This is a genomic window from Erwinia aphidicola, assembly GCF_014773485.1.
In the GTDB taxonomy this organism is placed as follows: Bacteria; Pseudomonadota; Gammaproteobacteria; order Enterobacterales; family Enterobacteriaceae; genus Erwinia; species Erwinia aphidicola.
In genome coordinates, this window is sequence record NZ_JACXBP010000004.1 from 182,528 (window position 1) to 197,857 (window position 15,330).

The 15,330-nt window shown below is 57.2% G+C and carries 16 protein-coding genes; all 16 read right to left on the reverse strand.

The window, feature by feature from the left end; genetic code table 11:
* Positions 1–34: 34 nt before the first annotated feature.
* The 16 genes from ID864_RS10980 to ID864_RS11055 all read right to left on the reverse strand — a co-directional run bounded on the left by ID864_RS10980 (position 35) and on the right by ID864_RS11055 (position 15,318).
* Positions 35–772, reverse strand: coding sequence for an SDR family NAD(P)-dependent oxidoreductase (locus tag ID864_RS10980; RefSeq protein ID WP_048917450.1), 738 nt, complete (start codon positions 770–772; stop codon positions 35–37).
* Position 773: 1 nt separating this feature from the next.
* Positions 774–1,013, reverse strand: coding sequence for an acyl carrier protein (locus tag ID864_RS10985; protein WP_048917451.1), 240 nt, complete (start codon positions 1,011–1,013; stop codon positions 774–776).
* 14 nt (positions 1,014–1,027) lie between these two features.
* A complete protein-coding gene (locus tag ID864_RS10990) occupies positions 1,028–1,819 on the reverse strand; it encodes a hotdog family protein (RefSeq protein ID WP_191149826.1) in 792 nt (263 codons plus the stop codon).
* Positions 1,816–3,069, reverse strand: a complete 1,254-nt coding sequence (locus tag ID864_RS10995; RefSeq protein WP_048917453.1) for a beta-ketoacyl-[acyl-carrier-protein] synthase family protein — start codon at positions 3,067–3,069, stop codon at positions 1,816–1,818. Before ID864_RS10995 ends, ID864_RS10990 begins: the two co-directional genes overlap by 4 nt.
* Complete coding sequence (locus ID864_RS11000; protein ID WP_048917454.1) at positions 3,056–4,450, reverse strand: TolC family protein; 1,395 nt, start codon at positions 4,448–4,450, stop codon at positions 3,056–3,058. Before ID864_RS11000 ends, ID864_RS10995 begins: the two co-directional genes overlap by 14 nt.
* A complete protein-coding gene (locus ID864_RS11005; protein ID WP_191149827.1) occupies positions 4,447–6,378 on the reverse strand; it encodes an ABC transporter permease in 1,932 nt (643 codons plus the stop codon). Before ID864_RS11005 ends, ID864_RS11000 begins: the two co-directional genes overlap by 4 nt.
* A gap of 3 nt (positions 6,379–6,381) precedes the next feature.
* Positions 6,382–7,533, reverse strand: a complete 1,152-nt coding sequence (locus ID864_RS11010; protein WP_191149828.1) for an efflux RND transporter periplasmic adaptor subunit — start codon at positions 7,531–7,533, stop codon at positions 6,382–6,384.
* Positions 7,523–9,637, reverse strand: a complete 2,115-nt coding sequence (locus ID864_RS11015) for a peptidase domain-containing ABC transporter (RefSeq protein ID WP_191149906.1) — start codon at positions 9,635–9,637, stop codon at positions 7,523–7,525. The genes ID864_RS11010 and ID864_RS11015 overlap by 11 nt, the downstream gene beginning before the upstream one ends.
* 8 nt (positions 9,638–9,645) lie before the next feature.
* On the reverse strand, positions 9,646–10,596 hold the full coding sequence (locus ID864_RS11020; protein WP_048917475.1) for a hypothetical protein: 951 nt from the start codon (positions 10,594–10,596) through the stop codon (positions 9,646–9,648).
* A gap of 5 nt (positions 10,597–10,601) precedes the next feature.
* The gene (locus tag ID864_RS11025; RefSeq protein WP_133625004.1) at positions 10,602–11,267 is read right to left on the reverse strand and encodes a DsbA family protein; all 666 of its coding nucleotides are present in this window, start codon (positions 11,265–11,267) and stop codon (positions 10,602–10,604) included.
* A 74-nt stretch (positions 11,268–11,341) separates the two neighbouring features.
* Positions 11,342–11,539, reverse strand: a complete 198-nt coding sequence (locus ID864_RS11030) for a DUF4762 family protein (RefSeq protein WP_048917458.1) — start codon at positions 11,537–11,539, stop codon at positions 11,342–11,344.
* Positions 11,540–11,627: 88 nt separating this feature from the next.
* Positions 11,628–12,293, reverse strand: coding sequence for a hypothetical protein (locus ID864_RS11035; protein WP_048917459.1), 666 nt, complete (start codon positions 12,291–12,293; stop codon positions 11,628–11,630).
* Between the two features lie 23 nt (positions 12,294–12,316).
* Positions 12,317–12,865: a fimbrial protein gene (locus ID864_RS11040; protein WP_099754638.1), complete on the reverse strand. Its 549-nt coding sequence runs from the start codon at positions 12,863–12,865 to the stop codon at positions 12,317–12,319.
* Between the two features lie 9 nt (positions 12,866–12,874).
* Positions 12,875–13,933, reverse strand: a complete 1,059-nt coding sequence (locus ID864_RS11045) for a fimbrial protein (protein WP_191149829.1) — start codon at positions 13,931–13,933, stop codon at positions 12,875–12,877.
* On the reverse strand, positions 13,933–14,556 hold the full coding sequence (locus ID864_RS11050; protein ID WP_099754640.1) for a fimbrial protein: 624 nt from the start codon (positions 14,554–14,556) through the stop codon (positions 13,933–13,935). Before ID864_RS11050 ends, ID864_RS11045 begins: the two co-directional genes overlap by 1 nt.
* Before the next feature lie 21 nt (positions 14,557–14,577).
* Positions 14,578–15,318 (reverse strand): fimbrial biogenesis chaperone, encoded by a 741-nt coding sequence (locus ID864_RS11055; RefSeq protein WP_396018877.1) that lies wholly within the window; start codon positions 15,316–15,318, stop codon positions 14,578–14,580.
* Between the last annotated feature and the right edge of the window lie 12 nt (positions 15,319–15,330).

A 15,330-nucleotide genomic window follows, 5' to 3' on the forward strand; every position in this document is an offset into this window, starting at 1 on the left:
GCCGCGAAATCAGCTATTTCGCGGCGTGGGTTAATCAGGCCGAGAGCCCACCGTCAAGCACCAGCGTCTGCCCGGTTAAATAGCTGCTGTTATCACCAATCAGAAAGGCGGCGGCCTGGGCCACATCCACAGGATCGCCCAGCCGCCGTAGCGCGATATTTTGCCGCATCGTTTTCAGTTTCGCGGCGGGAACAGCCTCAATCATTTCGCTGGCGATTAATCCCGGGGCCAGGCAGTTGACCCGAAGACCAAACCGGCCGACCTCCCGCGCCAGCGAACGAGCCATGCCAATCATCGCCGCCTTGCTGGCAGCATAGGCCGTCTGCCCGCTGTTGCCCTGAAGCGCTGTGACGGACGACATCAGCACGATCGAACCGCTTCCCTGCGTCATCATCTCGGCAAGCAGCCCCTGGTGCCAGTTCATCACTGAGACCAGATTGTTATCAAGAATTGCGCGCCAGTCCTGCGCATTCTGATGAATGTGCAGGGCATCGCGGGCGATCCCCGCGTTATGAATAATGGCGTGCGGTGCGCCAAACTGTTCGAGTAACGACCCGGCGACCTGCGCGACGCGCCCGTCATCCGTGCCGTCGCAGCATACCCCTTCAACCCAGGTGTCGGTGCCCATACTCCGTGCCTGCGCCAGCGTCGGCGCAATGCTCTCTGCGCTGCGGCCGGTAAAGACGATGTTCCACTCGGTCAGCAGGTGCATAACCAGCGCCTTGCCTATTCCCCGGCTGCCGCCGGTTATCAATATCCATTTGTTGGTCATATTAACGCGCCATCTCCTGCTCAATAAGCTGACAAAGCTCTTTGAGGGTCATAAAGGGATGATTGATAAACATATCGGCCGTCAGCGTGACCTTAAACTCGCGCTTTGCCAGCACCATGAGTTCGACATAATCCAGGCTATCCAGCTCAAGCTGTGGCAGCGTCGTTTCTGGCGTGATTTCGCCGGGTTCCAGATCTTTTGCATCGCAGATCATTTCGCTGATTTTGCGGTATACAGTCATAATATTATCCTTATTTATGCTATGGCCACCGGGCCAATCTTGAGAGTGACGGCAGTGCTGATAAAGTGATTGCGCGAGTGGGTTCTGGCTGCAATACGGATAATCGCACCTTGCTGAAGATCGCCGATGACCATCACCGGCAGCGTTTCCAGCGTCAGATTTTCTGCCGGGTCGTGCGGATGCCAGTCTGCCAGCAGGCGGTGGTCAAAAAGGCTTTCCTGATGCGTCTGAATCACGGGAATGTGGGCGAACAGGGCTTCCAGCGTCGTGCCCTGCGGCAGCATAGCGGCGACGGCCTCCTGACGAAGCAGCGCCTCATCCTGAATCAGGTGGCGAAACAGCAGCGCGTCGAGGAAGTGCCAGCGCTGTCCGGCAGGTAAAAGCGAGGCAAACTTCTGCTGAAGTCGCGCCAGCGTGGGGCGATCCAGCTCGCCGCGGCTGACGTTGACGCTGTCGACGTCCGGCAGGGCAGCGGTGGGTGCGATCTGGCAGGTGAGGCAGGTTTCTCCGCTGGCCGGGTCGCGAACGATGGCCGCTGCCGCTTTTTTCTCATCGCGTATCAGCTGATAGGGCATGTCACACCACAGCGGTCTGCGCAGGCGTACCGTGCATTTCAGCAGGGGGGCATCGCTGGCAGATGGACTGATTGCGGCTTTGACATCAAGTAACGCGCGCATGCCGTGTACGCTAAGATGCGCTGCGCCCTGTTTTTGTGCCCAGGACGCGTCGAAATGGACAGGATTGTAATCCCCGGAGAAGCCTGCCCAGTCGTGTGCATCGCTCAGGGTGTAGTGCAGCGGCATCATGGGTGTTTTTCCAGGATCAGTGCCGCATTGGCTCCCCCAAAGCCAAAGCTCAGGTTCAGCGTGCGGCGAATGTTCCCGGCGCGATGTCCCTCAACGATATAGTCGAGGTCACAGAGCTCGTCCGGCTGCTGATAGTTGGCGGTTGCCGGCATGGTGCTCTGTGCCATCGCCTGCAGACAAACAATGCTTTCAAAAACGCCGGCAGCGGAGATGAGATGGCCCGAGTAGGACTTGGTACTGGAGACGGGGATCGCGTACGCGGCCTCACCGAGCGCCATCTTCAGCGCCTGGGTTTCATTGAGATCGTTCAGCGGCGTTGAAGTGCCGTGAGCATTGATATAGTCCAGCTGCGTGGGCGCCAGCTGCGCCTGATGCAGGGCTTCAGTAATGGTTTTAACGCGCGCGAGACAATCCCCGGCGGGCGACGTGAAGTCCCAGGCATCGGAGAAGTTTGCGTAACCGGTGATCTCCCCGAGGATCGTTGCGCCGCGCGCCAGGGCACTTTCGCGTTCTTCAAGGCAGAGTACCGCCGCGCCTTCGGAGAGCACAAACCCACTGCGGTGGGCGCTGAACGGGCAGCTGGCGCGTTGTGGATCGGACTGCTCCTTACTTAACGCCCCCAGAACGTCGATGTTCCACACCGCACAGTGGCTGGTCAGCGACTCTCCGGCGCCGGCCAGCATCATTTTTGCTCTACCGCTGCGGATCACCTCGCAGGCATCGCCAATCACCATTGTACCGGTGGCGCAGGCAGCAATAACCGTATTTTGATAGCCGCTTAGCCCCCAGAACTGGCTGCACGCGGCCGTGGTCACGCTGGGCATCGCGAAGAAACAGTTAAACGGCGAGGTGACGCCGGTGGTGGCAAACTCCTCCTGGGCGCTGTAGCTTTCATCCAGTCCCGCCCAGCCTGTTCCCATAATCACCCCACAATCCAGCGCAGAATAAAATGCGCGCGGCAGCGACTCACCAAAGGCCATCGCCATCGCCTGGCGCGCTGCGCCGACCGTCAGACGCGCAAAGCGCGGCAGCTTACGGCGGATCGCTGCGGGTACACCTTTCAGGCTTGGCTCCTCATCGATCAGCCCGAGAAAACGGGTATGAATGCCCAGCTCAGTTTTATCCACGTAGCGGTAGCCCCGGCGGTATTCCATGATCGACTGCCAGCTAGCTGCTGCCGTTGCGCCAAGCGGCGTGACGGCACCGTATCCGGTCACAACCACGCGTTTTCCCTGATTATTTAACGTCATTATTTAATATCCTGTATTGCGTTTTGCCACCCCCCTGCGCCAGCCAGAGCTGAAGCGTGGCGTAGAGGTAATCGTATTGCGTTTGTGCAAGGGTATTTTCCAGCGTCAGCAGATCGTCCTGGGCGTCCAGCAGCGTTTTAAAATCTACCGCGCCAGCGCGATAGCGGCTTTCAGTCAGGGTTAAACGCTGGCGGCCCAGCGACAGCGACTGCTGCAGGCGGCTGCGCTGCTCCGCGGCGCTAAGGCGCTTCTCCATCGCGTTATCCACCTCGGCGAGAGCGGTATACGCGGTGCGGCGAAAAGTGATGGCCGCCTGTTGGATCGCCAGCCCCGACTGCCTGACGGTGAGCTGTGTGGTATTCCACTGGATAAAGGGCAGCGCGAGTGACGTGCCGACGGTGCGAACGGGGTCGCGGAACCACTGGCTGAACGCCTGGCTTCCGGCATTCAGAGCAGCATTTAACGACAGCGAAGGGTAGAAGCTCAGCCGCGAGGCGTCATAGCCCGCCAGTGCCGCGCGCAGGCGTGACTCAGCCGCCTGAATATCGGGGCGATGGGCAATCACCTGCAGCGGCGTTTTTTCCCGCACCGGCACGCGCTGGCTGGGCAGCAGGAAGGCGGCCTCCGCCGTGTGCTGCTCCGCAGGGCGGTTAAGCAGCAGCGCCAGCGCATTGCGCGCGTTTTCACGCTGTTGCTGCAGCGTGCGCAGCTGGTTCTGATGCTCAATCAGCGCCTGCTGAGAGAGCAGCACATCCAGCTGTCCGACCTTGCCTGCCCGGAACCAGGATGCCACCTGCTGCGCCGTCTGTTGCGAGATCGCCAGGCTTTGTTGCCGGTTGCGGATCTGCTGGTTGTAGAGGGCAATGTTCCAGTAAAGCTGCGCGGTGGTGCCAATGGTGGAGAGCACCGTGGCCTGATAGTCCTCAGCGCTGGCGACGGCCTGCCATTCGCTTTGCTCGCGAACACGCGCCAGCTTGCCCCACAGATCCAGCTCGTAGCTCAGGCTTAACTGGCTGCTGTAGCTCTCGCTGGTCGCGGCGGCGCCGCGCAGGTGCTGGCTGTTGCTGGCACTGCCGGTCAGCTCCACGTTCGGCGACAGGTTAGTGGCGGTTAGCCCGGCGGCCACGCGCGCCTGCTGCAGGGTAATGGCCGCGGCGGCCACATCGTTATTACTGGTCAGAACCTGCGTGATGATGCGCGACAGCGTGGGGTCGTCGAAACGTTCCCACCAGTTGTCATACCGCCGATCGAACCGATCGGACCGATCCACAGCGGGCCAGCGCTCGGGCAGTGAAAGCAGCGGGCGCTGATAGTCACTCTTGCCGAGGTGACCGCAGCCGCTCAGCAGCAATATCGCGGTAAGTAAGGCGGGGATCTTCATTCTCGCGCCAGCGCCTCCATCGGGTTAAGTCGGGCAGCTCTGCGCGCCGGAAAATAGCCGAACGTCACTCCAATAGCCGCGGAAAACAGGCAGGCGATGACCAGCGGGAAGAGGGTAAAAACCATCGTGAACTCATCCGTTATCAGTGAAAACAGCGTACCTACCAGCCACGAACCGGCGATGCCTGCCAGCCCGCCCAGCACGCAGATGGTGACGGCCTCGATCAGAAACTGATTCATAATGTCCGACGGCCGCGCACCGACAGACAGGCGAATGCCGATTTCATGGGTGCGTTCCGTAACCGATACCAGCATGATATTCATGACGCCGACGCCGCCGACCAGCAGCGAAATAGCGGCAATCGCCGTAATCAGCAGCGACATCGAGTCCGAGGTTTTTTGCAGCGCCGTTGCCAGCTTATCGTCGGTCTGGGTAAAAAAATCCTTTTTGCCATGACTGCGTACCAGATGATCCACCGCTCTGCGCGTCGCTTCGGCGGGCTTCAGCGTCTCCTGAAAGCGCAGAGTGATGGCTTCGAGCGGTTTGTCGCCGGTGATGCGCTGCTGTAGCGAGGTGTAGGGTATCCAGCCGCTGACAAAACCGCCGATCATCTTCGGCCCGGGGCGTGAGGCCACGCCGATCACGCGCCACGGCGCCCCGGCAATCTGTACGATCTTCCCTAGCGGATCTTCACCATCCGGAAAGAGGGCATCACGGCCGGTTTCATCAAGGATCAACACCGGTTCGCTTTCAGCCACATCCCGTGCGCCAAAGCCGTGTCCCTGTACGAACTGCAGTCCCTGTAAGGCAAAGTAGTTCTGCGACACGCCGTTCAGCATGACGGAAGCGTCGTAGCCTTTGCGCACGGCTGTCGTCATGCTGCTCAGCAGCGGGGAGACGCCCACCACCCACGGGAGTTTTTCCAGGCTGCTGACATCATCCATTGACAGAGCACGTGTCATATCCGGGCGCTGATTGCCCCAGCCGCTACCGGGATGGATTTCCAGCGTGGTGGTGCCGAACTTACCAATTTCATTCATGATGGTCTGACGGGCGCCTTCACCCACGGCCATGGAGGAGACAACGGAGGAGATGCCGATAATAATCCCCAGCATGGAGAGAAAGGCGCGCATGCGGTGCCCGCGCAGGGCGCGCCAGGCCATGCGGAAAGATTCCGTCAGACTGCGCGTCAGCGAGGCACGCCCGTTATCCTGCTCAGGCAGGGAGACGGGCGTAGCTGGCCGGGTCTGACGGGCATCTTTGATGATTCTGCCGTCGCGGATCTCAATCACCCGCTGCGCCTGGCGGGCAATCTGGTGGTCATGGGTGACGATAATCACCGTGTGACCTGCGGCATGAAGCTGATGCAGTACGTCCATCAGGGCTTTGCCGCTGACGCTATCGAGCGCACCGGTCGGCTCGTCGGCGAGGATGACCTGCGCCCCGTTGATTAACGCCCTGCAGATGCTGACGCGCTGCTGCTGACCGCCTGAAAGCTGGGTCGGGCGATGATGAAGACGTTCGCTCAGGCCCAGCTTGTCTGCCAGGGAATGAATACGGGCGTAGCGCTCTTTTTCCGGCATCGCGGTATACAGCGCCGGCATGGCGATATTCTCTTCCGCCGTCAGATAGGGCATTAAGTGGTAGCGCTGAAAAATAAAGCCCAGATAGCGACTGCGCAGTTCGGCAAGATGCTGGCTGTCGGCCAGGTGTACCGCCGCGCCATCGATCAGCACCTCGCCGGAGGTCGGGCGGTCCAGGCAGCCAATGATATTCATCAGGGTAGATTTACCGGAACCGGAAGCGCCGACGATGGCCACCATCTCCCCGTGCCCAATGGTGAGTGAGATATCGCTTAACACCGGTAGGGTTTGCGTTCCGGCACGAAACGCCCGGCAGACATGGCGTAAGATGATTATGGGTTCCATGGATTACGCCTGGCCTCCGTCCGGGGTCAGTGCCACCCGATCGCCGGGCTGAGCCCCCGCCAGCACTTCGGCGTACTGACGGTCGGAGATGCCAATCTGTACGGTGCGCGAGTAGAGTTTGCCGTGATTAAAGACGCGGATGCGGTAGTGGTTGGCCTCCAGCGGCTGCCCCAGTGCGGCCAGCGGAATGCGCAGCACGTTGTTCGCTTCAGCAATGCGGATAAACACCTGAGCCGTCATCGAAGTTTTCAGCTCGCGGTCGGCGTTCGGCACGGTAAAGGTGCCGGTGTAATAGACCGCAGAGGCCTGCTGATTGGTGCTATTTCCCCGGCTGTTTTGCTCTTCCAGCGCCTCCTGGGGGGCCGGCTGCACGTAGCCCATCTCACTGTCGTAGCGTTTGTCGGGATTGGCGATAACGTAAAACTGCAGCGGCTGGCCAGGATGGATCTTCTGAATATCCGCTTCGGAAATGCGCGTCTGTACCTGCATGGTGTCGAGATCGGCCAGCACCAGGATCGTCGGTGCGGTTTGCGACGACACAATCGTCTGCCCTTCGCGTGTCACAATACCGAGTACCTCGCCGTCCATTGGGGCGACGATGCGGGTATAGCCAAGGTTCGCGTTGGCCGTTTTCACCGCCATTTCACCCTGCACAATCAGCGCGTCGTTTACCGCAATTTGCTGCTGCTGCGCATCGTACTGTGCCTTCGCCTGTTCAAATTCACTGCGAATGCCGGAGCCATCGCGCATCATCATCTTCTGCCGCTGATACTCCTGGCGGTAGCGCAGCAGCGTGGCTTGCGCCGCCAGCTTCTGCGCCTTCGCGCTGGCTAACTGCGCCAGCGCATTGTTCAGTTCTGACTCCTGGAGAGTGGGATCGATCTCTGCCAGCAGCTGGCCTTTACGCACAGTGTCACCCTGCTGCACGTAGAGCTTGCGCAGCTGGCCATTCACCTGGGCTCCGACGTTAACCTGCACGGCGGGTTTCAGTATGCCGGTAACCATGACTATTTTTGTGATGTCACCACGTTCAAGCGTTTCAAGCTGAAGGCTTTCCTGTGGGGAAGATGAGGTGTCGAAGGCTGCAATGGCGGCGAGGGTCACGGCTATCGCCAGCACACAGCCTGTCGCTATCCAACGGGGTCTAAGCTTCACGTCGCGGCTCCTGTGGCGTCAGTTGGCCTTCAGCGAGACGATAAACGCGATGAAAACCGGACATCACCTGTTCGCTATGGGTCACGACAATCAACGATTTTCCGTGGCGCTGACAGTGGGCGTGGAGGGCCGCCATCACGATGGCTGCCGTTTCGTCGTCAAGATTGGCGGTCGGTTCATCAAGCAGCAGAACCGGGCGCGAGCTGTACATCGCCCGCGCCAGCAGCAGGCGCTGACGTTGCCCCAGCGACAGTGCGGCATGGCTTTCGCGGATCAGGGCATTAATCCCACCGGGCAAGCCGCGCACCGCCTCCCCGAGCGCAAGCGACTCCAGCAGTGCCTCAATGCGCTGCTGGTCGCGCTCGCGGTAGGCGGCGTCAAACAGGGTAATGTTTTCGCGTACGGAGGCGTTAAACAGGATATCTTCCTGGCTTTGCAGGCAGACAAACTGCGCCAGCTGCTGGCGAGGTAGCGGAATATCACCGGCATAGCAGGTGCCCGCCTGCGGCGAAAACAGCCCGGCAATCAGCCGCAGTAAGGTGCTTTTCCCCGCGCCGGACTCACCGAAAATGGCTATCTGCTCACCGGCCGCCAGAGAGAAAGAGACCGAGTCGAGAATCGTTTTTTCCGCATCCCAGGCATAGCGGATGGCCTCAAAGTGGAGATGTGGCGGGCTGTGCGCCAGGACCGGTTCGGGCGGGGCGGCTTCTGCACCGTTTTCCGCTGGCAGAAACAGGCTGTGCGCGCGGCCGTCAATGATGTGCAGCTGAGACTTCTGGATCACCGAGTAGAAGATGCGCGTAATGTATGAGGTAAAGATCTGGCGCAGAAAGCTGTAGGCAAAAAAATCGCCCAGCGAGATCAGCTTGCTGTGGACCATGGGCAGCACCAGCAGCATAAAAATCACCATCTCTATGCTGCCCGTCAGCTGGTAAAGCCCCTCTTTTACCTGCTGATAGATTTTTTGCCGCTGCAGGCAGGAGAACAGATCGCGGCTATAGGCAGCAAAGGCGATCTGGCGCTGGCTCTCCAGCCCGGCGGTTTTGACCGTCAGAACGCCCTGTAACGTCTCCATAAAGAAATCGTTCAGTGCCGCTCCCTTCAGCTGTAGCTGCTGGGTGTACCAGCGATCGCGGATCACCGCCCAGATGCTGATCAGGCCCATGACCGTCACGCCGACGGCAGAAATGGCCGCCAGCAGGGGGGCGATCCAGAACATGATGGCAAGGGAGATGACGGCGATCACCCAGTCGGAGCGCAGACTGTTGTCGAGCTCGATCTTTTGTAGCATTCCCGACTGCCAGGCGGTGAAACGGCTGAAAATCTCCCCCGGCGCGCGCTTTTCAAAAAAGCGCAGCGGGTTGTTCAGCAGACGCGAGAAGCCGAGGCTGCTGTTGATCAGCACGAAGCGTTTGATAAACCTTTCGCTGACGATCCTGACACCCATTGCCATCAGCGTGGAGACAATAAACGCCACGATAAATGCCCCGTAGGGGAAGGTGTCGCTCCCGGTACTGGAGAAGGCCTGGTTAATCGCGTTGCTCACCATCGTTGGCATCAGAAACAGGCTAAGCGACACCAGAAAAGTCAGCAGCATCAGCCGGTAGATCCCCGGTACGGCGGCGGTCTCCTTCAGGCTCATAGCACGCGGCGCGCGCGGCGCTTTGCTCTGCGGGGGTTCTGCGATCGGAGCGGCCAGATGCGTGTCGGGATCGACAATCAGGGCATAGCCGCTGATCTCCTGCTTCAGCGCCGCCAGCGGCAGCCACTGCTCTCCTATCGCCGGATTCATCACGCAGGCATGATTGCCTTTGCGGTAAGCCAGCAGCACAAAGTGGCTGGCACCGTAGTGCAAAATGGCCGGTAGCGGCAGATCCCGCAGCTCAGCATGTTCAAACAGGACCGGCGTAGTGGCCACGCCCAGGCGGGCCATCATCTTCATCAGTGCATCAAGTGAGGTGCCGTGATCGGAAGCCGGAAACAGCTCGCGCAGGGTTTCCAGAGAGACGCGCTGCCCCTGGGTTTGGGCCAGCATCGCCACACAGGCGAGACCGCACTCGTTGGTCTCTTCCTGAAAAATAACATCGGGGATCGTCGTTTTCATCATGATGTTCAGTGATTAATAAAATAGAGAGAGTGGTTGTGCCAGAGCAACCAGTCCTGGGGACGGGTTCGCAGCGTCTGTTCGATAATGCCAGGCAGGGCGCCGGGCACCGCTTTAGCCGCCACGGGGGCATGAATATGGATATGCAGGCCGCGATCGTAATAGAGATGATAAAAAACCACCTGGGCGGAGATGGCAGCAGACAGGCGTACCACGCCGTTGTGTAACTTTGCCGCGCGTCCAAACAGACGGCAGGGCAGCTTAGCCGCCAGCGCGCCCTCTGCCTGCAGGGTATAGTCCGGAGAAATATCCGGGAAAATGATCATATTCTGCTGACCCTCGATGACGTCGTTCAGCAGCGACATCAGATCGCCAGCCAGCGCCTTATTCTGCTGATGAATTGAGCAGTAGGAGAGCTGGATCCCACCCAGCGCCCGCGTGTGGCGGTTATAGCGCGCCGCACTGGCGGAGACGACCACGCTGGCTCTCCCCGGCGTCACGCTGGCGCCCACCATCGCGGCCAGCACATCGGAGACGGAGTGTAACGGCGCGAGAATAATCGGGTGCTTTTCGCGGTGCAGCGGTGCGACTACCGCATCAAGCTGTCTGGCGCAGCGCTGGATCTGCTGCAGAAGTGCCGGGTTCTGTCCCCAGGTGGCCGCTTCTTCCAGCAGGCGACGGCGCACCGCAATCCACGCGGCGTTGATCTTCTCAGTCTGCCCCGTCAGACAGCGGTAGTTCTCGGTTGCCACCGCATTTTGCAAACGCCAGCCCCGGCCGACAATACGCAGTGCACAGAGCGCCCTGGCGACCGCGAGTAGCGCGGGCAGATAGCCGTATCGCAAAATTTTGCGCAGTATCACCATGGCCGCGCGCGACCCCAGACTGCGTAATGCAGCAGTCCGCTCAACGCCATTTCTGACGCTAAAGACGATACGGATCAACAGAAGCTTCAGCACCGGGATCACTTATCCTCGCTGAGCAGTTGCCGCATTCGGTCGGCAAACGCCGGGAAATCGCGATCCTGAGCGACGACGTAACGCCGGTTAATAATAAAAATTGGCGTGGAGCGGATAGCGTAATGGCGGGTCACCTCCGCCATATAGTTCAGGCGGTTTTTTACTGCGTCACTCTGACTGACACGATGATATTCCCCTACGTCGATATTATTTTTTGTTAGCCAGGCTTCAAGCGCTTCGCCATCGCTGAGGTTAATATTGCGCGTAATGATGGCGTTATAGGCGCTGTCGCGATACTTCTCTTCAATACCCATCTCCTCCAGCGTGGCAAATAGCGGAGCGTAGACGGCCAGGCCATTATCGTCGCTGGTGATGTGAATCGCTTTGAACTGGCTTCCCGCCGGCAGCGAACGTGCGAATTCGGCGAGATTATCTTCATTCGCGGCACAGTAGTGGCAGCCAAGAGACATCACCTCAATAATGGTTTTGTTGTCCTTAATAGGGCTGTTTTTAACCTCTTCATCGCTGACCTCACGAAAAGCTTGCGTCTGGTTAACGTCAGAGGAAAAGGTATTAAACACAAACAGGTGATAGCACAGTACGGTTATCAGTACAGAGATTATTATCAGCAACAGGGAATAGCCGATAAATGTGCGGCGCTTAATCTGGATAGTCATCTTCATCTCGTTATGAAACAGAAAAATACCCGGAAAAGAGTGACTCCGGGTATTAGCCCTTCAAGGGTTTAGTTCAACACGCCACAATTGCTGCTGGCCGCATCTTTTGAGGTGCTGGAAATAACCGTACCGTGCTTATCGGTGCAGGTTGTTACCAGCTTACAGGACTTCACGCTCCCTGATGTAATCAGCTGATAGGTGCTTTCACAGGTCTTACAGGTGCCACCAATAATGCGTGCGGCTTCAACAGCGGTCACTTTTTTCATCTTTATTTCCTTACTTTAGGTTGATTTTGCAGACAGGTGCTGCGCGATACCGACGGAAAACCCGGCGGTAAATATCGAATTTATTGCTTTATCTTGAGGGCGTAAGCCATTTGAACTTCTCAAAAAGAGCGATGTTGTTTTTTATATTTAGCCTTTTCATTAGCTTGCGCTTTACATAGCTTATTTTTCGGATGTCCGTGTCCGCCTGATGGGCAATATTTGACAGGGATTTCCCTCTCAATATCTCTTCAATTAACCACCACTCATTACAGGAGATTAAATGATGGACATCACCACTGCGTAGAGTGTTACGGGTATAATCTATCAGCGAGTAGCTGAACCGGTTTTCATTGGCTTTTTTTTGATTCAGTCCATTAAGAAAAGCAGGGATATGCTCCATTTTTTCATTTTTCATTAACCAGTGCGCCTGTGGAAACAGGTTGTAGATGGTTAAGAAAAATGGCATATGATGATTGCTTAGCATAATGACCAGCTTTTTGTTCTGGTGCTTATAACAACCCTGCATTCTGTTCAGCATCACAAAACGCTCCATAGGGAGCATATCTAAATCGCAGAAAAGCCACAGGTGTTGGTTACCCTCGATCCTGCTTTTAGTTCGATCAATAAGCTGTTCGTAATCATCCGTTAGCGAAAATGACACATTTCTTGTTTCACGAAATAAAGATGAAATGCTCGCCTTCATCCCCTCAAAAAAGTAGGCATTTTCGTCATAAAAAAAACATCGATACGTCATGCTGAAAATCCCTTTTGATGCCGTTACTGATAATTCAATATGTAGTTTGCCGTGGCGGTAAAAGGCCCGGTGGTCAAGGTTTCTTTTGATAGCGCTTCAGGCTCTGCGGCGACAAAAGCTTTAAAGTTCAGCTGCATCATCCCGCTTTTAAGCGTGACAGGAAGCGTTGCCACTCCCAGTTGGATCGGCGTGTTATCTTCTTCCAGCAGTCCGATGCCAATACCGCTGGCCCCATTGGATGTCGAGGGTTTTATCGCCAGGTGGTCTTTCAGATTGGGGTTTTCGCTGCCGCTAAAGGTTACGGTGACGGTACTTGCCAATTGCGGATTACAGTCCTGTAGCTTGAGCGTGAAAGCAATGGGTTCACTTTTCTCAGAGTGGTAAAGATCGCGCGTTGAAATTTTGCCAAAATCTACCGGTGCACTTTCCGATTCCGGAGCGATGCTGCAGGGGATAGCCACCACAACGCCTTTAAAATCCAGCTGGCCACCAATCAGTTCGCCAGCGGCCTGCGCGGGACCCGCAAGAAGCAGAGGCAGCATCAGTACGAGACCAATAATGATATTTTTCATTCTCTTCCCTTACTGGAATTGCGCGACGATAGTTGCCGAGGCGCTGAATTCGCCTTCCTGAATCATCGACGTGGCGCTTTTTGCAATCGGCGCGGCCACGAGATTCCAGTTCCCTTCATTATTGGTAAAGCCCGGAACGTCATAAAAAGTATTGGGGATGATGGCTTTACCCTGACTGTCCTTAAGGGCGATACCCAGCTCGGGACGCGCAGGAGAGCCACTGACGCTGAGATATCGACCGTCGTCAAAAGCCGGCGAGGGCTGTTGAATACCCAGCTTGATATTCAGTGCGCCACTGGCAAAACTTCCTCCCTGGCACTTCACGTGGATCGGTATATTTTGGCTGTAATTAATGCCGTTCAGCTTGCTGCCCGTTCCGGGGATGGTGCCAAAATCCACCACCACAGGCGTGCCCTGATTAATCACGCACTTGTCCGGAACGGTAATGATGGCGGAATTGATGTTGGTGCGCGAAAGGGCCACCGTGCCCTGGTTACCCGCGACGAGGCTGCCGAACAGCCTGGCAATCTCGGTACCCTCCAGCCTGATGCCGTTAATAATGGGTTTGGTCACCATAAAGGTCACGCGGCCCATCGAGCCCGAGTCCATATCGGGCGTTATTCTTGAGGAGGGCGCGGTGCAGCTGTTCGCCAACATATTTGAAACGTTATTAAACGGCACGGCAAAATACTCGCGCCGCGCGCCGCTAATCCAGATCTCAATTTTGACGGACAGGTAGTCATTGAGCTTGAGAAAGCCTGCGTAGCGACTGTCCTGTGGCAGCGTCGCCGTGGAGGAGAAGTAGATAGGCGCATTGCTAATATTGCTGTTGCAAAACACCCTGGCCGAGTAGCTTCCGCTCAGGCTATAAGCGCGCGGGATAGTGGCACCTATGCGATTATCGGTAATATCCTGATTTTCCAGGTTGATGTTGTAGTCATAGGTGCCCGCCGTCGGCTCAATGGCGCCATGAGGCTCGGCGGACCAGGCTAAATGAGGCAGCAGCAGTGCAGCAGCAGAGAGGAGGCCCCGACAGCGTGGCTGGCGTAACAGCGTGGAATTTTTCATTACAGATACTCCATTTTCAGGCGGATCAGACTGCTAAATTCGCCATTGCTGACGTGACTGCCCGTTGATTCCAGCGCGGCCATAAAGTCAAACTCGCTGTCGCCGGCATTGATCAGATAAGAGCGGGCTGTCTGATTGAACGCCAGCGCGTTGCCGTTGATATCCAGCAGCCGGATGCCTGCGCCCTGCACGGTTCCGTGAATGCGCAGCAGTTCCGCGTTGCTGGGATCGGCCTCTCCCATAAAAATCAGCTGGATAGTTCGCTCACCCTCGGGATTGGCCGCCCTGTTACTGACCACCCGCTTCGCCCCGTTAGGGGCTGGCGCACCGGCGGCTCCTTTCAGGCAATTTTTCAGATTCAGTCTGATGTGTACCGGCTGACTGCGATCGCCAGCCTGATGAAAACGTCCCGCGTCAATTGCTCCCAGCGCAATATCCCGCATATGGCTCTGCGTTATCACCGTACACGGCAAGGTAAGATCCAGACTGTGGAACCGGACAATGCCGTTGACCTCGCGAGTCTGCTCCCCGGCCTTAAGATCTGGCAGCCGTAACGTCTCTGCCTGCAGCGGAAGTGTCAGGCTCATCATCAACAGAGTCAGAGATGAAAGTGTGTGGCGCATTGTCGGCTCCCTGTTACCTGGTTACTGATCCTGCTGCGCAGGCGGTAGCGCTTTACAGGTGTTGCCGTCACAGCGGTATTTCAGCTCCGGGTGGCCGCCATAATCGTTGACGAACATCATGGAGAAGGTGCTGACGCTCGCTTCCGTGATAGCAAACTGCTGGCTCGATTTCGGCGCAATCATGATCCCTGGAAAGTGGGTGAGTTTGCGCTTCGCATCGTCCGACAAGCCAAGAAGGGTGATGTAATAAGGCGTCGGATTCTGTGCCGTTATCTGATTGCCGTTTTTCTGGAACACCACCTGGTCCTGCCAGACCTCGCTTTTACTTTTTGGGATCACGGCAGCCGGCCGGTAAAACAGCTTGATGCGTGACTGCATCGCCAGCTGCAGCGTATTCGGCTTATCGGGTTTCGGCGGGATCTCACGCACGTTGAGGAAGAACAGACTCTCCCTGTCCTTGGGCAGCTGCTCTATTCCCGAAGTCTTTGTGACGCGTGCAATTCCCTTTTGCCCGCCATTAATGCGCTGCAGCGGAGGTAAAACCAGCAGCGGTGCCGTGATCTTATTGCCCTTTTCATCCTCTACCCACGACTGGGCAAGAAAAGGAATGGCTGAACTGGTATTCGAGAGATTTACGCTAGCTGAGGCCTCTTTCTCGGTAATAATCAGCCGGGTCCGATCGAGTGAAATACCCGCTACGGCCTGGCCACTGAGTACGCTCAGCGCCACGGCGGCCATCCAATGGGTTGTGTATTTATTCATGCTCATTTTTGA

What these genes read in the sequence shown, in the direction of transcription:
- ID864_RS10980 (WP_048917450.1), bottom strand. Translation starts at nt 772, where the DNA reads ATGACCAACAAATGGATATTGATAACCGGCGGCAGCCGGGGAATAGGC.
- ID864_RS10985 (WP_048917451.1), bottom strand. Translation starts at nt 1,013, where the DNA reads ATGACTGTATACCGCAAAATCAGCGAAATGATCTGCGATGCAAAAGAT.
- ID864_RS10990 (WP_191149826.1), bottom strand. Translation starts at nt 1,819, where the DNA reads ATGATGCCGCTGCACTACACCCTGAGCGATGCACACGACTGGGCAGGC.
- ID864_RS10995 (WP_048917453.1), bottom strand. Translation starts at nt 3,069, where the DNA reads ATGACGTTAAATAATCAGGGAAAACGCGTGGTTGTGACCGGATACGGT.
- ID864_RS11000 (WP_048917454.1), bottom strand. Translation starts at nt 4,450, where the DNA reads ATGAAGATCCCCGCCTTACTTACCGCGATATTGCTGCTGAGCGGCTGC.
- ID864_RS11005 (WP_191149827.1), bottom strand. Translation starts at nt 6,378, where the DNA reads ATGGAACCCATAATCATCTTACGCCATGTCTGCCGGGCGTTTCGTGCC.
- ID864_RS11015 (WP_191149906.1), bottom strand. Translation starts at nt 9,637, where the DNA reads ATGAAAACGACGATCCCCGATGTTATTTTTCAGGAAGAGACCAACGAG.
- ID864_RS11030 (WP_048917458.1), bottom strand. Translation starts at nt 11,539, where the DNA reads ATGAAAAAAGTGACCGCTGTTGAAGCCGCACGCATTATTGGTGGCACC.
- ID864_RS11035 (WP_048917459.1), bottom strand. Translation starts at nt 12,293, where the DNA reads ATGACGTATCGATGTTTTTTTTATGACGAAAATGCCTACTTTTTTGAG.
- ID864_RS11040 (WP_099754638.1), bottom strand. Translation starts at nt 12,865, where the DNA reads ATGAAAAATATCATTATTGGTCTCGTACTGATGCTGCCTCTGCTTCTT.
- ID864_RS11045 (WP_191149829.1), bottom strand. Translation starts at nt 13,933, where the DNA reads ATGAAAAATTCCACGCTGTTACGCCAGCCACGCTGTCGGGGCCTCCTC.
- ID864_RS11050 (WP_099754640.1), bottom strand. Translation starts at nt 14,556, where the DNA reads ATGCGCCACACACTTTCATCTCTGACTCTGTTGATGATGAGCCTGACA.
- ID864_RS11055 (WP_396018877.1), bottom strand. Translation starts at nt 15,318, where the DNA reads ATGAATAAATACACAACCCATTGGATGGCCGCCGTGGCGCTGAGCGTA.